This is a genomic window from Isoptericola sp. S6320L, assembly GCF_023015685.1.
In the GTDB taxonomy this organism is placed as follows: Bacteria; Actinomycetota; Actinomycetes; order Actinomycetales; family Cellulomonadaceae; genus Isoptericola; species Isoptericola halotolerans_A.
Genome location: NZ_JALKAT010000014.1, coordinates 40,070 through 59,486 on the forward strand (window position 1 = coordinate 40,070; position 19,417 = coordinate 59,486).

At 73.6% G+C, this 19,417-nt stretch carries 15 protein-coding genes and 1 other RNA gene; 1 reads left to right on the plus strand and 15 read right to left on the minus strand.

Features of this window, described 5'->3' with window-relative positions; genetic code table 11:
- Positions 1-7: 7 nt before the first annotated feature.
- The 7 genes from nagB to MWU57_RS09985 form a co-directional block, all read right to left on the minus strand.
- Entirely contained in the window at positions 8-790 is a 783-nt protein-coding gene (nagB, locus tag MWU57_RS09955; protein WP_246909021.1) for a glucosamine-6-phosphate deaminase, read from the minus strand.
- 54 nt (positions 791-844) lie between these two features.
- Positions 845-2,155, minus strand: a complete 1,311-nt coding sequence (locus MWU57_RS09960) for an extracellular solute-binding protein (RefSeq protein WP_243400866.1) — start codon at positions 2,153-2,155, stop codon at positions 845-847.
- 77 nt (positions 2,156-2,232) lie between these two features.
- Entirely contained in the window at positions 2,233-3,231 is a 999-nt protein-coding gene (locus MWU57_RS09965; RefSeq protein WP_243400865.1) for an ROK family protein, read from the minus strand.
- Position 3,232: 1 nt separating this feature from the next.
- Positions 3,233-4,150, minus strand: a complete 918-nt coding sequence (locus MWU57_RS09970) for a carbohydrate ABC transporter permease (protein WP_246909022.1) — start codon at positions 4,148-4,150, stop codon at positions 3,233-3,235.
- A 2-nt stretch (positions 4,151-4,152) separates the two neighbouring features.
- Positions 4,153-5,109: a carbohydrate ABC transporter permease gene (locus tag MWU57_RS09975; protein ID WP_106266659.1), complete on the minus strand. Its 957-nt coding sequence runs from the start codon at positions 5,107-5,109 to the stop codon at positions 4,153-4,155.
- Between the two features lie 89 nt (positions 5,110-5,198).
- Positions 5,199-6,506: an extracellular solute-binding protein gene (locus tag MWU57_RS09980; protein WP_246909023.1), complete on the minus strand. Its 1,308-nt coding sequence runs from the start codon at positions 6,504-6,506 to the stop codon at positions 5,199-5,201.
- Between the two features lie 127 nt (positions 6,507-6,633).
- Complete coding sequence (locus MWU57_RS09985; protein WP_246909024.1) at positions 6,634-7,785, minus strand: ROK family protein; 1,152 nt, start codon at positions 7,783-7,785, stop codon at positions 6,634-6,636.
- A gap of 178 nt (positions 7,786-7,963) precedes the next feature.
- On the opposite strand from MWU57_RS09985, the gene MWU57_RS09990 reads away from it, so the two are divergent.
- Positions 7,964-8,938 (plus strand): DUF4349 domain-containing protein, encoded by a 975-nt coding sequence (locus MWU57_RS09990; RefSeq protein ID WP_246909025.1) that lies wholly within the window; start codon positions 7,964-7,966, stop codon positions 8,936-8,938.
- 5 nt (positions 8,939-8,943) lie between these two features.
- On the opposite strand, the gene MWU57_RS09995 is transcribed toward MWU57_RS09990, so the two are convergent.
- The 8 genes from MWU57_RS09995 to smpB all read right to left on the minus strand — a co-directional run bounded on the left by MWU57_RS09995 (position 8,944) and on the right by smpB (position 19,405).
- Positions 8,944-9,360, minus strand: a complete 417-nt coding sequence (locus MWU57_RS09995) for a RidA family protein (RefSeq protein WP_246909026.1) — start codon at positions 9,358-9,360, stop codon at positions 8,944-8,946.
- A complete protein-coding gene (locus tag MWU57_RS10000; protein WP_246909027.1) occupies positions 9,357-10,517 on the minus strand; it encodes an alanine racemase in 1,161 nt (386 codons plus the stop codon). Before MWU57_RS10000 ends, MWU57_RS09995 begins: the two co-directional genes overlap by 4 nt.
- Positions 10,514-12,091 carry an amidohydrolase family protein gene (locus MWU57_RS10005; RefSeq protein ID WP_246909029.1) on the minus strand — a complete coding sequence of 526 codons (1,578 nt, stop codon included), beginning with the start codon at positions 12,089-12,091 and terminating at the stop codon, positions 10,514-10,516. Before MWU57_RS10005 ends, MWU57_RS10000 begins: the two co-directional genes overlap by 4 nt.
- On the minus strand, positions 12,088-13,866 hold the full coding sequence (locus MWU57_RS10010) for a beta-N-acetylhexosaminidase (protein WP_246909031.1): 1,779 nt from the start codon (positions 13,864-13,866) through the stop codon (positions 12,088-12,090). Before MWU57_RS10010 ends, MWU57_RS10005 begins: the two co-directional genes overlap by 4 nt.
- Before the next feature lie 37 nt (positions 13,867-13,903).
- On the minus strand, positions 13,904-15,634 hold the full coding sequence (locus tag MWU57_RS10015; protein WP_246909033.1) for a BCCT family transporter: 1,731 nt from the start codon (positions 15,632-15,634) through the stop codon (positions 13,904-13,906).
- 126 nt (positions 15,635-15,760) lie between these two features.
- On the minus strand, positions 15,761-18,304 hold the full coding sequence (gene hrpB / locus MWU57_RS10020; RefSeq protein WP_246909034.1) for an ATP-dependent helicase HrpB: 2,544 nt from the start codon (positions 18,302-18,304) through the stop codon (positions 15,761-15,763).
- Positions 18,305-18,396: 92 nt separating this feature from the next.
- Positions 18,397-18,763, minus strand: a transfer-messenger RNA (tmRNA) gene (ssrA, locus tag MWU57_RS10025).
- Positions 18,764-18,901: 138 nt separating this feature from the next.
- Positions 18,902-19,405 (minus strand): SsrA-binding protein SmpB, encoded by a 504-nt coding sequence (gene smpB, locus MWU57_RS10030; protein ID WP_246909035.1) that lies wholly within the window; start codon positions 19,403-19,405, stop codon positions 18,902-18,904.
- Positions 19,406-19,417 lie beyond the last annotated feature (12 nt).

Below are 19,417 nucleotides of genomic sequence, written 5' to 3' on the forward strand. Positions count from 1 at the left end.
CCGGCCGCTACAGACCCTGCCAACCAGGCTTGGACGCGTACGTCTGGCGGTAGTACCCCGCGAGCTGCAGGCGTGACGCCGCGGCCTCGTCGACCAGCACCGTCGCGTGCGGGTGCCACTGCATCACGGTGGCCGGCCACAGCGCCGAGACCGGGCCCTCGACGAGCTGGTGCACCGCCTCGGCCTTGTGCTTCCCCGTGGCCAGCAGCACCAGGTGCCGGGCCTCCATGATCGTGCCCAGCCCCTGCGTCAGGCAGTGCCGCGGCACCTGGTCCACGTCGTCGTCGAAGAACCGCGCGTTGTCGACCCGGGTCTGTTCGGTCAGCGTCTTGATCCGGGTGCGCGAGGCCAGGGACGAACCCGGCTCGTTGAACCCGATGTGACCGTCGGTCCCGATCCCGAGGAGCTGGAGGTCCACGCCCCCGGCCGCCGCGATCGCCTCCTCGTAGGCGGCGCACGCCGCCGGCAGGTCGTCGGCGAGGCCGTCGGGGCCCGTCACCTGGTCGGCCGGCCAGTCCACGCGGTCGGCGATCTCGGTGGCGATGACGTTCCGGTAGCGCTCCGGATGATCGGCCGCCAGCCCCACGTACTCGTCGAGCATGAACCCTCGCGCCCGGGCGAACGACAGCCCTTCCGCGTCGTGTCGCCGGGCCAGCTCGTCGTACACCTTCAACGGGCTCGACCCGGTGGCCAGGCCCAGCACCGCGTCCGCCCGGCGTCGCAGCAGCGCCTCGATCGCGTCGGCGGCCAGGACCGCCAGCTCCTGGGCCGGAGCAATGACTACCTCCATCGCCCTCTCCTTCCTGTTCGTCGCCGTCGGCCACCACGGGCCGACGGCGGCCGGTCACTCGTCCTCGACGTCGCCGTCGAGCATGGGGGTCATGATGCCGTCGTACTTCTCGGCGAGCGCGGGGACGCTGCCGCCGCGGGCGATCTCCTTGAAGAGCTCCTCGTAGATCCCGCGCGACTCGATGTCCGCCCAGCCCGGGGCGGGCGGCGTGAGCTTCGACGCCTCCGCGGTCGCCACGAGGGTGCGGCCGAACTTGTCCCCCGCCATGAGCTCGGTGAACTCGGTGTTGGCCGGGCCGAGACCGGACTCGGCGAGCATCGTCTGGTAGTCGTCGGAGTAGACGATCCTCAGCAGGTCCTCGGAGAGGTCCGCGTTGCGCGTCAGCGCGGAGACCGCCATGTTGGACCCGCCGGCGAACACCGGCGCGACGCCGCCGTCCACGCCGGGCAGCGCGAAGATGCCGAACCGGTCGGTGTCCGCCATGCCGTCGCGCACCTCCTCGTTGTTCTCGTCGCGCACGAGGTCGCCGATGGACCAGCGGGCCCAGGACGGCGCCATGATGGTCGCCGCCGCGGGCTCGCCGCCCCCGACCCCGTCGTTGAGGAAGTCCCAGTAGGCGACGTCGACCTCCGTGGCCGGCAGGTAGGAGGCGTTCTGGTAGATGTCCTGCCAGGCCTCCAGGCCCGCGACGGTGTCCGGGTCGGACAGCGTCGAGACCCAGGCGCCGCCCTCCTTGACCGCCAGCTCGCCACCGTGGGCGAAGACCCACGAGATCCCGTTGCGCCAGTCCTGCCCGCCCATCGCGAACCCGGCCTGGTTGCCGTCACGGAGCGCCTTGACGGTCTCGCCGAACTCGTCGAGCGTCTTCGGCACCTCGGCGCCGGCCGCCTCCCAGACGTCCTTGCGGTAGAAGACGTAGCGGGAGCCGAAGTAGTACGGCAGGGCGTACACCGTGCCGTCCACCGAGCCCGCCTCCACGAAGGACTGCAGCAGGTCGTCCCCGCCGAGCTCCTCGTACAGCTCCGGGGAGATCTCGCGGAACGCGCCGTCGCCGGTGAAGGTCGGCGCCTGGGTGTTCCCGAGCTCGACGACGTCGGGCGTCGCCGCCGGGTCGCCGAGGGAGGCCTCGAGGTCCTCGACGAGCGTAGGCCACTCCTTCTGCTCGATCGTCAGCGTCGCACCCGGGTTGCGCTCCTCGAACGTCTCCACGAGAAAGCTGCGCAGGTCGTCACCGGTGTCCGCGCCCACCAGCCAGAGGACGATGTCGTCGGACGACTCGGGGACGACCTCCTCGGGACCGCAGGCGGACAGCACGGGAGCGAGCGCCAGGGCCGCCGTCAGGGCGGCGGCGCGTCGTCGGATCACAGGGGGGTTCCTCTCGGTCGTGGCGGAAGCGTGTGCCGGGGCGCGCGGGATCCCGCCGCCGGGCCGCGGGCGGGTGGTCAGCCGGCGAGGTCGCGGGCGTGCGCGACGGCGCCCCGCCCGACCACCGCGGCACCCACCGCGCCGACGGCGACCCGGCCCGGTGCGAGCCGCACCCGACCGGGCAGGTCGAGCGAGCGCAGGAACCCGGACGCCGCCGACTCGTCGACCAGGGCGTCCCGGACGACGTCGAGGAGCGGCTGCCCGAGCTGGGACACGCCGCCGCCGAGCACCACGTGCTGCACGTCGACCGTGAGCACGAGCATGCGCACGGCCGCGGCGACGGCCCGCGCGTAGGTCGCGCGCGCCACGAGGGCGTCGGGGTCGCCCGCGGCGGCCGCTTCGAAGAGCTCGACCGGGGCGGGGCGGCCCGTGGCCGTCGGCCACAGGGCCGTGACCGCGGAGCCGGAGGCGTACAGCTCCAGGCAGCCGCGCTGGCCGCACGCGCAGGGTGGGCCGGCCGGGTCGACGGGCACGTGCCCGATCTCCCCGGCGGCGCCGTGGCTCCCCCGCCGCAGCCGCCCGTCGAGCACGATGCCGGCCGCGAGCCCCGTCCCGAGCGCCAGGAACGCGAGATCGGTGGGGGTGCGGTCCCCCGCCTCGGCCTCGACCAGGTGCGCCGCACCCACCGCGGCCACGTTCAGGTCGTTCTCCACCCCGACCCCGACGCCCCCGAGGCGTGCCGAGAGCAGGGTCGAGAGGTCGAGCGCGGCGCCGTCGAGCCCGAGGTTGACGGCGTGCCGGACCGTACCGGCGCCGGCGTCCACGAGGCCGGGCACCCCGACCCCGACCCCGGTCACCGCGTCGAGCGTGACGCCGGCCTGCCGGACCACGCCCTGGACGGCGCGGGCCGCGCCGTCGACGACGCCCACCGGGCCGAGCGCGGTGCTCAGCCGGGACTGGGCCAGGACCTCGCCGTCGTCACCGAGCAGGACGGCCAGCGTCTTCGTGCCCCCGATGTCCAGGCCCACGCTGAGGCGGGGCGACGCCATGGGCGTCGCCGCTGCGATGTTGCTCACGTCAGCCCTTCACCGCTCCCGAGACCAGTCCACCGGTCATGCGGCCCTGCACGAAGAGGAAGAAGATGATGACGGGGATGGCGACGAGCACGGAGCCGGCCATCAGGGCGCCGTAGTCCGTCGCCTTGGTGGCCTGCTGGAAGGTCCGCAGCCACACGGGCAGCGTCATCGACTCCGGCCTGGACATGATGACCAGGGCGAGCACGAACTCGTTCCACGCCTGGATGAAGGCGAACACGCCGGTCGAGACGAGCCCCGGCGCGAGCAGCGGGAAGGTGACCTTCCAGAAGGCCCGGGTGCGCGAGCAGCCGTCGATCATGGCGGCCTCCTCGAGCTCGACCGGCACGGCCGTCACGAACCCGCGCAGGGTCCAGACGGTGAAGGGCAGCACCATCGCCACGTACAGGATGGTCAGGCCGAGCACCATGTTGAGCATGCCCCAGCCGTCGATGAGCTGGAAGTACGTCAGCAGCATCGCCTCGCCGGGGATCATCTGGACCACGAGGATCGCCACGATGAACTGCTTGCGTCCCCGGAACCGGTACCGGCCGATGGCGACCGAGGCGAGGAACGCGATGACGAGCGCGGCGACCAGGGTCAGGAACGTGACCGTGAGCGAGGTCTGGAGCGCGGGCACGAAGTCCGCACGGGTGTCGTCCGTGACGGCCCGGACGTAGTTGTCGACCGTGAAGTCGGAGCCGGGGAAGAAGGTCGGGACGGTGGCCCGGACGAGGTTCGTCGGCAGGAACGACGAGGAGACCATCCAGTAGACCGGGAACACCGAGCAGACGAACACGACGACGGCGACGACGCCGAACAGGACGTTCGCCACGACGCGCTGCGGCGGGACCGGGCGCTTGGTGCTGACGACGACGGGGGCCGGCGTCGTGGTCGGGGCGGGGAGGGTGGAGGCAGCCATGGTCAGTCGTCCTCCTTGAGCGTCTGGCGCACGTAGTACAACGAGATGAGGAGCATGATGAAGACCATCACCACGGCTGCTGCGGCCGCGAAGCCGAAGTCACCGCTGGCGGTGCCCTTCTGGTAGATCCACACGCCCAGGGTGGAGGTCTTCTCGTAGAGCCCGCCGATGCCCTGCAGGGCGTAGACCTGGGCGAAGACCCGCAGGTCCCAGATCACGGACAGGACGATCAGCACGATGATGATGCTGCGGACGAACGGCACCTGGATCTGGAAGAAGCGCTGGCGGGCGTTGGCGCCGTCGAGCTGCGACGCCTCGAGCGTCTCGGCAGGGACCTGCGTGAGCCCCGCGTACATGGTGAAGGCGATGAACGGCACGCCCATCCAGACCACGATGAGGCCGAGGACGAGGAAGAACGAGAGCGGCTCGATGAGCCACGAGTGGCCGGCCCAGTCGGAACCGGTGATCTGGGTCAGCAGGTAGTTGACGACGCCGTAGCGGGTGTCGAACATCCAGCCCCAGACCATGACGGTCGACAGGGCGGGCATGGCCCAGGCCAGCAGCAGGCCGACGGTGACGAGCATCCGCATCGCCTTCCCGAGGCGGATCATCAGCAGGGCGACGAGCGTCCCGAGGGTCATCGTCAGCACCACCGCCACGATCATGAACGCGACGCTGCGGCCGAGGACGGCGTAGAACTCGCCGGAGGTCAGGACCTCGGCGTAGTTGTCCAGGCCGACCCACTCGGGCGGGGCGCCGAACGCCTGGGCACGGCCGTACTCCTGGAAGGACGTGACGATGAGCTTGAGGATCGGCCAGGCGACGAGGATCGCCAGCACGGCGAGCGCCGGCGCGAGCAGCGCGTAGGGGAACGGCGAGGACTTCTTGGTCCGCAGCTCCTGCGGTGGCCGGACGAAGGCCTCCGGAGGCGCCTTCGGCGCGGCAGGGGTGGTGGTCACGGGGTGCTCCGGGGTCGAGCGGGTGGGGAGAGGGGGGACGGTGCCGGTGGCCGTGAGGTCACCGGCACCGTCCGGCGTGCTGACGGGTGTCAGCCGTTGAGCGTCCCCTCGATCGCGGCGTCGAGCTCGGCCGCGATGGTGGCGACGTCCTCGCCCTGGGCGAGCTTGACGAACGAGTCCTCGAGCACGCCGGAGGCCTCGACGTCGGCCCACATGGGCGACGCCGGGGTCAGCTGCGCCGCGGCGGCCGCAGCGGCCGACGCCTGGCTGAAGGCGTCGTCGGCCATGAACTGGGCCTGCGACACCTTGGCCGGGACGAGGCCGTTGCCGGCGAGGATCTCCTGGTAGTCGTCGGAGAGGATGATCTCGAGGGCGCTCCGGGCAAGCTCCGGGTTCGGGGCGTTCGCCGGGATGGCGATGTTGGAACCACCGGCGAGCACCGGGGCGTAGGTGCCCTCCTCGGCACCGGGGATGGCGAACGCGGAGAGCTTGTCCTCGGCGCCGTACGTCTCGACGCAGCCGGGCACCTCGGCGTCCTCGGGCGCGGCGATCGACCAGCGCACCCAGCTCGGGGCGGTGAGGTAGCCGATCTCACCGGCGCAGAACGGGACCTGGGGGTCCGTCTCGTCCGAGTCGGCCGGGGCGTGGTTCGCGTTGAGCATGATGTCCTGCAGCTGCTCGAGGCCGGCGATCGACTCGGGCGAGGAGAAGCCGCCGGTCCAGGTGCCGGCGTCGTCGACGGTGGCGATGTCGCCGCCGTTGGCCCACACGAAGACCATGCCGTTGCGCCAGTCCTTGCCCGGCGTGTAGAGCCCGGAGACCTTGTCCGTGGCCAGCGACTTGATGTTCTCGACGTACTCGTCCCAGGTGGCCGGCACCTCGAGGTCGCCGGTGACCTCGGTCGAGTAGATGCCCACGCGGGCGCCCGAGTAGTAGGGAGCGGCGTAGAACTTGCCCTCGTAGGTCCCGGACTCCACGAAGCCGGGCAGCAGGTCGTCGCCGCCGAGCTCCTCGTAGCTGTCGGTGAGGTCGAGGAACGCGCCGGCCGAGGTGAAGGCCGGGGCCTGGGTGTTGCCGATCTCGACCAGGTCGGGGCTGTCGGAACCGGAGAGCGCGGTCGTGTACTTGTCGACCAGGCCGGTCCAGGACTGCTCCTCGATCGTGAGCGTGGAGCCCTCGTTCTCGGCCTCGAACGTGGTCGTGAGGTACTCGCGCGCCTCCTCGGGGGTGTCCGTACCGACGAGCCAGACACGGATGTCGCCCGCGGGAGCTTCTTCGGCCGCGGTCTCACCGCTCTCGTCGGCGGGGGTCTCGGAGTCACCCGAGGCGCAGGCGGACAGGGCGAGGGCCAGGGTGATGGTCGACGCCGCGGCGACGACGTTGCGTGTTCTCTTCACTGCTTCGGTTTCCTTCCAAATAGGGGTAAGCGGGGGCCGGTACCAGGTGGCACCGGCTGTTGTCGGTCGGTGGTCGGTCGGTGGAGCTCGTCAGGGACTGCTGGTGGGAGCCGGGTCGGGAGTCATGTCAGGAGACTCCGAGCTGGGCGCCGAGGACGAGCACGGCAGCGCCGGCGAGGACGACGTCGTCGTCCAGCGAGGCCATGCGGAGGTTGAGGCCGGCGGCGGTGGCCGGCATGGTGCGGGCGACGAGCGTGTCGTGCGCGGCGGTGCGCAGCGACCCGGCGAGCAGCTCCGGGGGCCCGGAGAGCAGCACCTCGGCGAGGTTCAGCGCTCCGACGACGGGGGCGAGGGCCTTGCCGAGGGTGCGCCCGACGTCGGCGAGGACGGCGTCCGCCGCCTCCCGGTCGAGGCCCTCGACGGCGCGCCGCAGCGCGGGGGTCGACAGGACGGTCTCCAGGCAGCCGCGACGCCCGCAGGCGCAGGGCTCGCCGTCGTCGACGGCGGTGACGTGCCCGAGCTCGCCCGCCGCGTCGGCCGCGCCGTGCACCCGCGCGCCGTCGACCATGACGCCGGCACCGACACCCTGGCCCACGGTGAGCACGAGCATCGAGTCGGCCGCGCCGCCGTAGGTGTACTCGGCGAGCGCCGCGGAGTTCGCGTCGTTGGCCACGTGCACCGGCAGGCCGAGCCGGTCGGTCAGGATCGCCGCGAGGGGCAGGTCGCGCCACTCGACGTTCGGCGCCTCGACGACGCGCCCCGAGTGGTCGACGACGCCCGGCGAGCCGATGCCCACGCCGATGACGGGACGGGTGGCCGCTGCGATGAGGCGTCGGGTGAAGCGTGCCAGCAGCTCGACGAGCTCGTCACCGCGACGGCTCCCCACCTCGAGCGACCGCCGGTCGACGGCCTCGCCCGTGAGGGTGAGCACGGCACCGCGCATCACGGTGTCGTCCGAGAGGTCGACGGCGACGATCTGGTAGGCGTCCGTGCGCATCCCGACGAGGATCGCCGGCTTGCCCACGCGGCGCCCCGGTTGGGTGCCGAGCTCCTCGACCAGGTCCTCCGCGAGGAGCACCCCGACGAGGTCGGAGATGGTGACGCGCGTCAGGCCCGTCGCCCGGGCCAGACCGGCGCGCGACGTCGGCCCCTCGTGGAAGAGGTGCTGCAGGACGAGCGACCGGTTGTGCGCCCGTGCGTGCTCGGGGAGCACCTTCGAGGTGGCCCGCAGGCCGCCGCCCAGTCCTCGCTGGCTGGCGCGCGTCGTCGTCGTGGTCATGTTTGTTAGTAGAGCGTCTTAACAGACGTGGTGTCCATCACCCGTCCACCTTCGTTACCTGATCGTTACCGGCGTCCCGTCCCACTCTCCGGGACCGAGGTCACGGTCGCGCCACGGTCCCATCACGATCTCGATCACGGCGCGCGTCCGGCCAGGTCAGCCGCCTAGAGTCGTGGCCATGCCGATCCGATCCCTGCCTCGCCGCGCCGCGGCTGCCGCCGTCGCCGCGGTCCTGACCCTCGGGCTCGCGGGCTGCTCCGGCTCCGGGGCGGACAGCGCCGGGGAGGCCGACGCGGGCGTGTCCGCCGCGGAGGATGCGGCCGGCGAGGCCGCCGCCGTCGCCGACGAGACCGCCGCCACGGACGGCGAGGCCTCCACGGTCGTGGACCGGGAGGTGGTCGTGACCGGCCACGTGACGCTGGTCTCGGAGAACCCGTCGACGACGTCGGCCGAGCTGGTCCGCCTCGTGGAGCAGGCGGGCGGGCACGTCGAGGAGCGGCACGAGAGCCCGGGCGAGGAGGGCTCCTCGGGGTGGGCCGAGCTCACGGTCCGGGTGCCGGCCGACCGCACCTCGAGCGCCGTCGACGCCCTGCGCGATCTCGGCACGGTGCAGGACATCGAGATGTCCAGCGCGGACGTCACGAGCCAGGGCCAGGACCTCGACGCCCGCATCTCCGCCCTCACCACGTCCACCGACCGGCTCAGCGAGCTGCTGGCCTCGGCGGGGTCCACGGAGGACCTGCTCGAGGTGGAGCGCGAGCTCTCGCAGCGCCAGGCCGAGCTCGACTCGCTCGCGGCGCAGCGCGACGCCCTGAGCGACCAGGTCGCCATGTCCACGCTGTACGTGCGGATCGACGCCCCGGCGGCACAGCTCACCGCCCCCCGCGGCGGCTTCACCGGCGGACTGGCCACCGGGTGGAACACGCTGGTCGCCAGCGTGGAGACGATCGTGCTGGTGCTCGGGTTCCTCCTGCCGTGGCTGGTGGTCGCCGCCGTCGTCTTCACCGGGTACCGGCTGGTGCGCCGCCGGCGGCGCACCGACGCCCCGCCGAGCGGGCCCGCCGGGGGCACCGGCGGACCGGGCTCCGGACCCGACGGCGACGCCGACGGGCCCACGAGCGAGTCGCGGCGCGAGCCCCAGCTGACGCGCTGACCCGATCAGGCGCCCGCCGAGGTCACCGCGAAGGCATCGATCTCCACGAGCATCTCGGGTCGCGGCAGACCGACCATCACCGTGGTCCGGCTCGGGAGCACGCCCGACGGGCAGTGCTGCGTGACGAACGCGCCGTACGCCTCGTTCATCGCCGCGAAGTCCTCGCGCGACGTGAGGTAGACGCGCAGCATGACGACGTCGTCGAAGGTGGCGCCCGACGCCTCGACGATCGCGCGGACGTTCTCCAACGTCCGCGTCGTCTGTGCCGCGACGTCGCCGGGGTGCAGGTACTCCCCCGTCGCCGGGTCGACCGGTCCCTGGCCCGACACCTGGACGAACGGCCCCTTGCGCACCCCCTGGTGGAAGGTGTGCGCCGGAGCGGGCGCGTCCGGCGTGCTGATCGCCGTCTTGGTGGTGGTCATCGATCCTCCGTGAGCTCGAACGTCAGGGTGCCGACGACGTCGTCGCCGTCGGTGAGCAGGCCCGTGCGGTACTTGTCGAACGTGGTGCACGGGTGCGAGATGCCGAACCCGACGACGTCGCCCGGAGCGAGATCGTCGTCGGGCACGTGCAGGTACGCGTGCTGGTCGTCCAGGGCGGTCACGCGGGCGTCCAGCGCCCGCGCGCGCCCGAGCCGGCCGACGGCGTCCGTCCCGCGGGCGACCAGCGGCAGGGGCAGGTCGAGGTCGAACGACACGTCCCGGCGCCCCATCCCGCACACCGCCAGGCCGGGTTCCGGCGCGGAGAGCACCGACGCCCACACGGTGATCGCCGGGCGCAGCGGCGCGACCCCGAGCCGGGTCCAGGGGTCGGCATGCGCGTAGTGCCCGTGGTCGTGGGCGACGTAGGCACCCGAGCGGACCACGACGCGCGCCCCCGGCGCCGTGGTCAGCCGGCGCACCACGACGTCCGCGAAGGCGCTCCCCCCGGCCGACAGGACCACGGGGCCGTCGACCCGGTGCGCGACGGCGGCGCCCGCCTCCCGCAGCAGCCCGCACCAGCGGGCGACGGCGTCCAGCTCGGCCGGGGTGGTTCCCGACGCGACCGGCCCCTCGTAACCGCTGACGCCCACCAGCCGGAGCCCGGCGTCGGCGACGGCTGCCGCGAGCGCCGCCACCCCCTCGACCGTCCGGACCCCGGTGCGCCCGCCGTCGACCCCCAGCTCGACGAGCACGCCGAGCCGGCGGTGCGTGGCGCCGGCGAACGCGGCGGCCAGCACCTCGACGCCGCGGGGCGAGTCCACGCAGACCCAGACCTCGTCGGCCTCGCCCGCGTCGAGCGCGGTGCGCAGCCGTGCGGCGTCGCGCGGGTCGACGAGCTCGTTGGCCAGCAGCACGCGCCGCGCCGTGCCCCACGCCAGCACGGTGCGCAGCTGGGCCGGCGTCGCGACCGTCGCCCCCCATGCGCCCGCGGCGCGCTGGCGTTCCCAGAGCTCACGGGACATGTGCGTCTTGACGTGCGGGGCGTGCTCGACGCCGGCCGTCGCCAGCGCCGTCGCCACGGTGGCGACGTTGTGCTCGACGGCGGCACGGTCGAGCGTGAGCAGCGGCCAGGACAGGTGCGGGTCGTCGATCCTCATGGTGCTGTTCTCCCTCGGGTGGGCCGCAGGCCACGGCCGGGCCGGGCACCGGTGAGCTCGCCACCGGCCAGGACGGGGACCCCGACGGCGGGCGTGCGCGGGGCGTCGTACGTCGCGGTGTCCGTCACGGTCGCGGGGTCGACGAGCACCAGGTCGGCGAGGGCGCCCGGGGCGAGCCGGCCGCGGTCGGCCAGCCCGAACCGGCGTGCGGCGCGGGCCGACAGGTGCTCGGCGGCGTCGTGCCACGTCCAGTCACCGGTGGCACGCACCTGCTGGGCGAGGAACCGGGCGAACGCGCCCCAGCCCCGCGGGTGCGGCCGTCCCTCGTCCGTGGCGGCGCCGACGGGCTGGTAGATCGCGTCCGAGCCCGCGAGGTGGGCGCGGTGCCCGGCCAGCAGACGCACCGACTCGGCGGTCCCGGTCGGCGGCTGGGCGAACACGCAGCTCGCCCGCAGGCGGGAGGCCCGTAGGACGCGCAGCGCGGCCTGCGCGGGCGGCACCTGCCACCGGGCGGCCACGTCCACCAGCCCGTGGCCCGCCACGTCGCCCTCGTGCGGGTCGAGGCCGGGCACCCAGGCGAGGGTGACGCGCGGCCACAGCTCGTCCAGGCCGGCGAGGTGGACGCGCAGCCGCTCGCCGTGCTCCGGGTCGTCGATCAGGGCGAGGGTCGCGTCCGGGTCGGCGAGCGGCAGCCACGTGGGCAGCGCGACCATCGCGAGGATCGAGCAGCCCCGCAGGTAGGGATAGGAGTCGAAGGTGACGTCGAGACCGTCGGCCCGGGCGGCATCGAGCGCGGCGACGATCGGCGCGGCGGGTCCGTGCAGGTGGGAGACGTGGGTGGCCACGCCCGTCGCGGCGGCCAGCCGGAACAGCTCGGCGAGCGCCGGACCGGCCTTGTCCTCGTAGCCGCGCATGTGCGAGACGTGCGGCAGCCCATGCTCCGCGGCGACGGCGGCGAGCGCCACCAGCTCGTCCTCCTCCGCCCACGCCGCCGGGACGTACTCCAGGCCCGTGGACAGCCCGACGGCCCCGTCGGCGAACCCCTGGCGGGCCAGCGCGACCATCTCCGCCGTCTCGGCAGCGGTCGCGGCGCGCTGCGCCGTGCCCATCACGGTGCGGCGCAGGGTGCCGTGCGGCACCAGCGCGGCCACGTTCACCGGGGTCGCGCCGTCGTAGGTGGCGAGCAGCTCGGCCATGCCGCCGCCGTCGAACCCGGGGTGGGCCCCGTCGATCCCGGCGAAGTACCGGGCGGCCCACGCGGCACCCTCGGCGGACGACGGCGCGTACCCCACGCCGTCGGACCCGGTGACGATCGACGTCACGCCCTGGCGCAGCAGCGCGAGCTGCACGGCGGGGTCGAGCACGGCGCTGCCGCCGTGGACGTGCGCGTCGACGAACCCCGGCAGCGCGAGCCGGCCCCCGGCGTCGAGGACCCGACCCCCCACGTGCGCGGACGACGGCTCGACGGACCGCACCGCGCCGCCCTCCAGCAGCACGTCGTGCGGTCCGCTGAGGCTGCCGTCCGGGCGGGGCAGCAGCACCCCGCGCACGGCGTCGAGCGGCCCGTGGCTCATGCGGGAACCTCCGGCTCGGCGCCGTCGCGGCCGGCGACCCAGCCGCCCGCACCCTCCCAGCCCGCGGCCGCCCGTTCGGCGGCGAGGTCACGGGCGTGCCCGGCGATCCCGGGGCGCGTCTGCCACGGGTGCGGACCGCCCGGCGGACGGAACTCGACACCCGCGGCGGCGAGCCGCGGCAGGTGCGCGGACTCGAGGCGGGCGAGGAACGCGGTACCGGCCCGGCCGCCCACGTCGCGGGGCGCGGGGTCGGTCGTCCACACCGCCTCGGCGAAGGCCGCCAGCCGCGGGAACGCCGCGTAGTCGATGCGGCGTGCGGAGTCCAGGTGCTCGGTCCACACCTGCGCCTGAGCGCCCAGCAGGCTGCCCGGCAGCTCCGCGGGCAGGTCGGGCCGGGCCTCGCGGGCAGCGGCGGGCAGCGGCTCGAACGCGTACACGTCGGCAGTGGTCCGCACGAACCCGACCGGGATCGGCTCGTCCGGCCCGTCGGCGGCGCGGTGGTCCAGGTAGACCTCCTGCTCGGGTGCCATCACGACGTCGTGCCCGGCGGCCATCGCGTCCAGCGCCACCGCGTGCCCGCGCCAGCAGACGACGACGGCGTCGCGCGGCAGGTCCGGGCCGAACGCCTCGTCCCACACCACCGCGCGGCGGCCCCGCGTGCGCAGGTGGTCCGCGAGACGGGCGACGAACCAGCCGTGCAGACGGGCGACGTCCGGGGTGCCGTCGTCGGCGACCAGGCCCAGCGACGCGGCACGGTCGACGATGTCGGGCCGCTCGCTCCAGGCGGTGGTCGGCACCTCGTCGCCGCCCAGCGCCACGAACGGCGCGTCGAAGATGCCGCAGACCTCGTCCAGGACGTGGCGGAAGAACTCCAGGGCGTGCTCGGACGGGTCCAGCACGTCGGCGCTGATCCCCCAGGACGTGGAGACCTCGTGGGACCCGCGGCGGGCGGCCAGGTCGGGGTAGGCCGCGAGCGCGGCCTGGACGTGGCCGGGCACGTCGACCTCGGGGACCACCAGCACGCCGCGCTCGCGGGCGTAGGCGACGATCTCGCGCAGGTCGTCGGCCGTGTAGTACCCGCCGTGCGGGCGACCGTCGGGGGTGCCCGTGCGCCAGGTGCCCACGGTGGACTCGCGCCGCCAGGCGCCCACCTCGGTGAGGCGCGGGTACCGGTCGATCGCGAGGCGCCAGCCCTGGTCGTCGGTGAGGTGGAGCTGCAGCACGTTGAGGTGGTGCGCGGCGGCGAGGTCCACGAACCGCAGCACGTCCGCGGTGGGCAGGAAGTGGCGCGCGACGTCGAGGAGCACGCCGCGCCAGTGGTGACGGGGCGCGTCCTCGAGGTGCACGGCCGGCAGCACGAGCGGTGCGCCGGCCGACCGCCGGAACGCCTGGGCGCCGGCGAGCTGGCGCAGGGTCTGCGCGGCGGCGAAGGCACCGGGCAGGTCCGCGGCGCCGACCCGGACGACGGCGCCGCTCACGTCGAGCGAGTAGCCGCCTCTGGCCAGGGCGTCGTCGAGGGCGAAGCGGACGGCGGGTGCCGGGGCACCGTCGTCGCCGTCGTCGTGGTGCTCGCGGTCCGCGAGTGCCGTCGGGACGAGGTCGATGCCGAAGCTCTCCTCCGTGATCCGGCGCCACCAGCGCGCCGCCGGCGCGAGCGTGGGGTGGGCGGCCACGCGGGCACCGTCCGGCAGGGCGAGCTCTCCCGGCCGCAGCAGGGCCGAGGCGGGGGCGGGAACGGTGGGGACCGTCGTCGTCGACGGTGTGTCGTACGGCACGCCGTCACCCTAGCCAATTGGAAAGCACTCCTGACAATCAGGACTGGCCGTTGGTCTCCTCGCCTGCCCCCTCCTCGACCGGCACCAGCGGCTCCTCGGCCGTCTCGCGGTTGCGGCCCCGGCCCGCCACCTTGGGCCTGCCCCGTTGCTCCGCACGGTCCCGCTTGGCCAGCACGCCCGCGAACTGAGCCTCGATCGCCGCGCGTCTCTCGGTCGACAGCGCCTTGATCATGCTGATCATCATGAGGAACACGAGGACGAAGATGGGCAGACCGATCACCGTGATGACCTGTTGGAGTGCTGCCAGGCCGTCGGCATCGGTGACACCCCCGAGGATGATGAGCGAGGCAGCGAGCGCACCCTCGCTCACGCCCCAGAAGACGCGCTGCCGGGTGGGCCCGGCGTCCGGGGTGCCGGCACAGAGCATGTCGACCACCAGGGACGCCGAGTCCGACGACGTCGCGAAGAACAGCGCGACCACCACCACGGCGATGCCCGAGATCAGGGTCGCCGCCGGGAACTGTTCGAAGAAGGTGAACATGGCCAGCGCGACGTCCTGCGAGACCGCCTCGGAGATCACGCCGCCCGACCCGCCGATGCCGTCGATCTCCATCGCCGACCAGCCGAAGACGACGAACCACACCACGGTGAACAACGTCGGCGCGAGCAGCACACCGGCCACGAACTGGCGGATGGTCCGCCCCCGGGAGATCCGGGCGAGGAACACGCCCATGAACGGCGCCCAGGTCACCGTCCAGGCCCAGTAGAAGACCGTCCAGTCACCCTGCCAGCCCCAGCCGCCGTCCTTGGTGAAGGGGGACATCGCGTCGTTCCAGAACGCCAGGCCGGTCAGGTCCTGCAGGTAGACCCCGATGCTCTGCGGGATCTGACGCAGCAGGAACACCGTGTCACCCGAGATGAGGATGAAGATCATCAGGCCCACGGCCATGAGGATGTTGATGTTCGACAGGCGCTTCACGCCCTTGTCCAGCCCCGCGACGATCGAGGTCACGGCCACCGCCGTGAGCACCGTGATGATGCCCACCTGGAGCAGGGTGCTGTTCTCGACGTTCGGCAGGAGGTGGTTGATGCCGGCGCCGATCTGCGAGGTGCCCAGGCCCAGCGACACCGCCAGACCGAACAGCGTGCCGAGCACCGCGAAGATGTCGATCGTCCGGCCGATCGGGCCGTAGATTCGTTCCTTGAGGAACGGGTAGAACACCGAGCTGACCCGCAGCGGCAGGTCGTGCCGGTACACGAAGTAGCCGAACGCCAGACCGGGCAGCGTGAAGATCGTCCAGGTATGCAGACCCAGGTCGTACAACGAGACGGACATCGCGTCCTCGGCCGCTTCCGCCGAGTACGGCTCCACCCCGGCGAACGGCGGCGTCCCGAAGTGGGAGATCGGTTCGGCGACGCCCCAGAACATCAGCACCGTGCCGATGCCGCCGGCGAACAGCATCGCGAACCACGACAGGTTCCCGTACTCCGGCCGGGCGTCGTCCGGCCCGAGGCGCAGGTGGCCGTAGCGGCTCAGCGCCACCCAGACCAGGAACAGCAGCCACACGGTCACGCCGAGGATGAAGAACCAGCCCAGGTTGGTGACGATCCACTCGCGCGCGCTCCCGAACGCCGACCCGATCGGCGCAGGGAAGATCATCAGCACGACGAGGAACAGCACCATCAGTGCGGCAGAGACGAAGAAGATGATCGGGTCGGTCCGTAGCCCCAGCCGCCTCGCGACGACGTCGAGCTTTCCCTCGGCCATGGCTGCCTCTCCCCCTGTGATGGACGTGACGTCCACCTTGCCGACGTCGGTGGCGATAGTCCAGCATCCACCCATGCTCCGCGCGTCGCGAGGCGCAGAGCGACCTGTCGACCGCCTGCGGCGGCCTCAGCCGCGCGAGGCCTTCTTCGTCCGGGTCGTCGCAGCGGCGGCCGCAGGGTCCTCGGGCCACGGGTGCTTGGGGTAGCGTCCGCGCAGCTCGGACCGCACCTGCGGGTACCCGGTGCGCCAGAACCCGGCGAGGTCCGCGGTCACCGCGGCGGGTCGGCGCGCCGGCGAGAGCAGCTCCAGGACCAGCGGCACGCGCCCGTCGGCCAGGGCGGGCGCCCCCTGCCAGCCGAAGACCTCCTGGAGACGCACGGCCAGCGTGGGCCGGTCCGGGTCGGCATAGTTCACGCGCACGGCCGAGCCGGTGGGAACGGTGACGCGCTCGGGGGCGAGCACGTCGAGCCGGGCGGCCTCGGGCCAGGGCAGCAGCCTGCGCAGCGCCGTCGTCGTGTCCAGGCGGCGCAGGTCCCGGCCGGTGCGCACCCCGTCGAGGTCCGGCCCGAGCCACGCGGGCACGCTGGCCTCCAGCGCCGCGTCGGACACGTCCGGCCACGGCTCGCCGAGGGCCTCGTGCAAGAAGGCCAGCCGGCGGCGCAGCGAGATCGCGGCCGGGGGCCACGGCACCAGGTCGAGCCCTTCGGTGCGCAGGCCGTCCTGGACGGCGGCGGCGACCAGGTCGGCCGGCGGGCGCGGCAACGGCTCCGCCGACAGCTCGATCGCGCCCAGCCGCACCACCCGGCGCGACACCAGCCGGCCATCCCGCCACGCGACGTCGTCGGCCGTCCCCAGCAGGCTCGCACCCGCCTCCCGGGCGGTGGCCTCGTCGATCGGGACCGCCGACCGGACGAGCGCGTCGGGCTGCCCGGGCGACCGGGTCGCCTCCGCGACGGCCAGCCACTCGCTGCCGGCGAGCGCGCCCCCGGGGAGCCGCGCCCCGGCTCCCCCGGCCATGAGATACCGGTCGGACCCGGGCCGCTTGCGGGCGATACGGTCGGGATGGGCCAACGCCGTCACGATCCCCACGGCGAGGTCGAGGCTGACCCCGTGGGTCCCGCCCGACGTCGCGGCCTGCTCGTCGCGCGGGCTCTGGTCCCGTCGCGCGACGATCCGCTCCCAGCGGTCCGCCTCTCGCCGCCACGGGCTGCCCCGACCCGCGGTCGAGCGCCGGCGGCGCAGGGCGGCCGCCAGGTCGACGTCGTCCGGGCCGCCGTCGGCGGCGAGCATCGCGACCGTCTCCGCGGCGACCCGCGGGCCGACCGCCGTTGCGCCGTCCAGCAGGGCCCGCGCCAGCCGCGGGTCGGACCCGATCTCCGCGATCGCCCGGCCCCGCGCGGTGACGGCACCGTCGGACGTCACGGCGCCGAGCTCCCCGAGGACGGCGAGCGCGGCCGCCGCGGCGGCGGGCGGGGGCGCGTCCAGCAGGGCCAGCCCCGCGCCGCCCGGCGCGCCCCACAGGGCGAGCTCGAGCATCGGGCCGGTCAGGTCGGCGGTGAGGATCTCGGGACTGGGGTGGCGCGCCAGCCGGGCGTGCTCCGCCTCGGACCAGCACCGGTACACCGTCCCGGGACCCTGACGCCCGGCCCGGCCGGCGCGCTGCTCGGCGCCGGCCCGGCTCACGCTCCGGGTGACCAGCCCGGCCAGACCGCGGTGGTGGTCGGTGCGCGGCTCGCGCACGAGGCCGGCATCCACCACGACCCGGACCCCCGGGACGGTGAGCGAGGACTCCGCCACCGCCGTGGAGACGATGACCCGCCGGCTCGACGACGGCTGCAGAGCGCGGTCCTGCTCGGCCGCCGGGAGGCGACCGTGCAGCGGCAGCACGTCGACCCGGGGCCAGGCGGCGCGGGCGCGGCGCACCACGTCGTCGACCTCCCGCGCACCGGGGAGGAACACGAGGACGTCACCGGCCTGTTCCTGCAGAGCCCGTCCCAGGACGTCGGTGACGTGACCGAGGAACTCGCGGCTCGTGCCCGTCGGCGTCAGCCGCGGTGCGGTGCGCGGCTCCGGGCACCAGACGGTCGAGACGGGGTGCAGGGCCCCGGGGACCGTGACGACAGGGACGCTCGTCCCGAGCAGCTCGGCGACCCGGTCCGCCTCGACCGTGGCGGACATGGCTACGACGGCGAGGTCCTCGCGCAGTGCCGCGCGGGCCTCGACGAGCATGGCGAGCAGGAGGTCACCGTCGATCTGGCGCTCGTGGACCTCGTCGAGCACGACGGCGCTCACCCCGGGAAGCTCCGGGTCGTGCTGCAGGCGGCGCAGCAGCGTGCCGGCGGTGACGAACTCCACCAGGGTCTCCGGACCGGTCTGGCGGTCGCCGCGCACCGCGAAGCCCGCCGTGCGGCCCACCGGCTCGCCCAGCAGCCCGGCGAGCCGGCGCGCGGCGGCGCGGGCGGCGATCCGGCGCGGCTGCGTGACGACGACGCGTCCGCCGAGGGCGACCGCGAGGGCGGGGGGCACCAGGGTGGTCTTCCCACTGCCCGGTGGGGACTGCAGCACCGCTGCTCCCGAGGTCCGGACCGCCGCGTCGAGCTCGTCGAGTCCGGCGGCGACCGGGAGGGCCGGCGGGGCGGCGAGGAGATCGACGAGCGCGGCGTGGGACATGCGCTCCAGTGTGCCGTGCCCGGCCCGGAACGCCGACGAGGCCCGAACCTGTGCCGGCGATGCTGCTGGCAAGGGTTCGGGCCTCGTGCGAGGTGTGGAGCTGCCGGGAATCGAACCCGGGTCCGGTGACGCTGTTCCAGGACTTCTCCGGGCGCAGTCTGCTGTGCTTTTCTCAGCCCCCACACTCACGCAGACAAGGTGTGGACGGGCTCAGTCGTCTAGAAGTCCCCGCAGCCCCGACGACGAAGGCTGCGAGCAGTGGCTCTCTAGATGACGTGAGCTACCGGGTCGAGAGCAATCCCGGGCTCACGGACTTCGAGACTCGCTCAGGCGGCGAGGGCGAAGTCGGTGCGCTTGTTATCGGCACCTATAGGTTTGCAGGCATCGTTCACGAGATGAGCCTGCCTCCTCGGCCCGCTTCTCCTGGAATCACGACCACCGTCGAAACCGATCAGCCCCTGTGGTGTTGTCAAGGCCCGCACCCTCACCTGCCCCGATGCTGCCGGGGCGTGGTGGGCCGGGTGCGACCAGTCTAGATCATCAACCCGGCGGGTCGGAGGTTTATTTCCGGCCCGGCCGACGTGGCGCGGGCAGCCGTCAGCTGAGGAGCTCCTTCTGGCGGATCGCCCGCTGCGCCTCGCGCATATCCTGCTTCTCGCGCAGCGTCTGGCGCTTGTCGTACTCCTTCTTGCCGCGGGCCAGGGCGATCTCCACCTTGGCCCGGCCGTCCAGGAAGTACAGCCGGAGCGGCACGATCGTGTGCCCCTTCTCCCGCGACTTCACGCCCAGGCGGTCGATCTCCTCGCGGTGCAGCAGCAGCTTGCGCTTGCGGCGCGGCGTGTGGTTGTTCCACGTCCCCTGGAAGTACTCCGGGATGTGGACGTTCTCCAGCCACGCCTCGTCGTGGTCGATCGCGACGTAGCCGTCCAGGAGCGACGCGCGCCCCATCCGCAGCGCCTTGACCTCGGTCCCCGACAGGACGATGCCCGCCTCGAAGACGTCCTCGATCACGTAGTCGTGGCGCGCCTTCTTGTTGTTCGCCACGACCTGGCGGGGGTCGTCGGACTTCTTCTTCTTGGCGCCCTTGGCCTTGCTGGACACGGCTGCCTCCTC

Coding starts and splice junctions, on each gene's coding strand:
- nagB (WP_246909021.1), bottom strand. CDS start 790: ATGGAGGTAGTCATTGCTCCGGCCCAGGAGCTGGCGGTCCTGGCCGCC.
- MWU57_RS09970 (WP_246909022.1), bottom strand. CDS start 4,150: ATGGCTGCCTCCACCCTCCCCGCCCCGACCACGACGCCGGCCCCCGTC.
- MWU57_RS09985 (WP_246909024.1), bottom strand. CDS start 7,785: ATGACCACGACGACGACGCGCGCCAGCCAGCGAGGACTGGGCGGCGGC.
- MWU57_RS09990 (WP_246909025.1), top strand. CDS start 7,964: ATGCCGATCCGATCCCTGCCTCGCCGCGCCGCGGCTGCCGCCGTCGCC.
- MWU57_RS09995 (WP_246909026.1), bottom strand. CDS start 9,360: ATGACCACCACCAAGACGGCGATCAGCACGCCGGACGCGCCCGCTCCG.
- MWU57_RS10000 (WP_246909027.1), bottom strand. CDS start 10,517: ATGAGGATCGACGACCCGCACCTGTCCTGGCCGCTGCTCACGCTCGAC.
- MWU57_RS10005 (WP_246909029.1), bottom strand. CDS start 12,091: ATGAGCCACGGGCCGCTCGACGCCGTGCGCGGGGTGCTGCTGCCCCGC.
- MWU57_RS10015 (WP_246909033.1), bottom strand. CDS start 15,634: ATGGCCGAGGGAAAGCTCGACGTCGTCGCGAGGCGGCTGGGGCTACGG.
- hrpB (WP_246909034.1), bottom strand. CDS start 18,304: ATGTCCCACGCCGCGCTCGTCGATCTCCTCGCCGCCCCGCCGGCCCTC.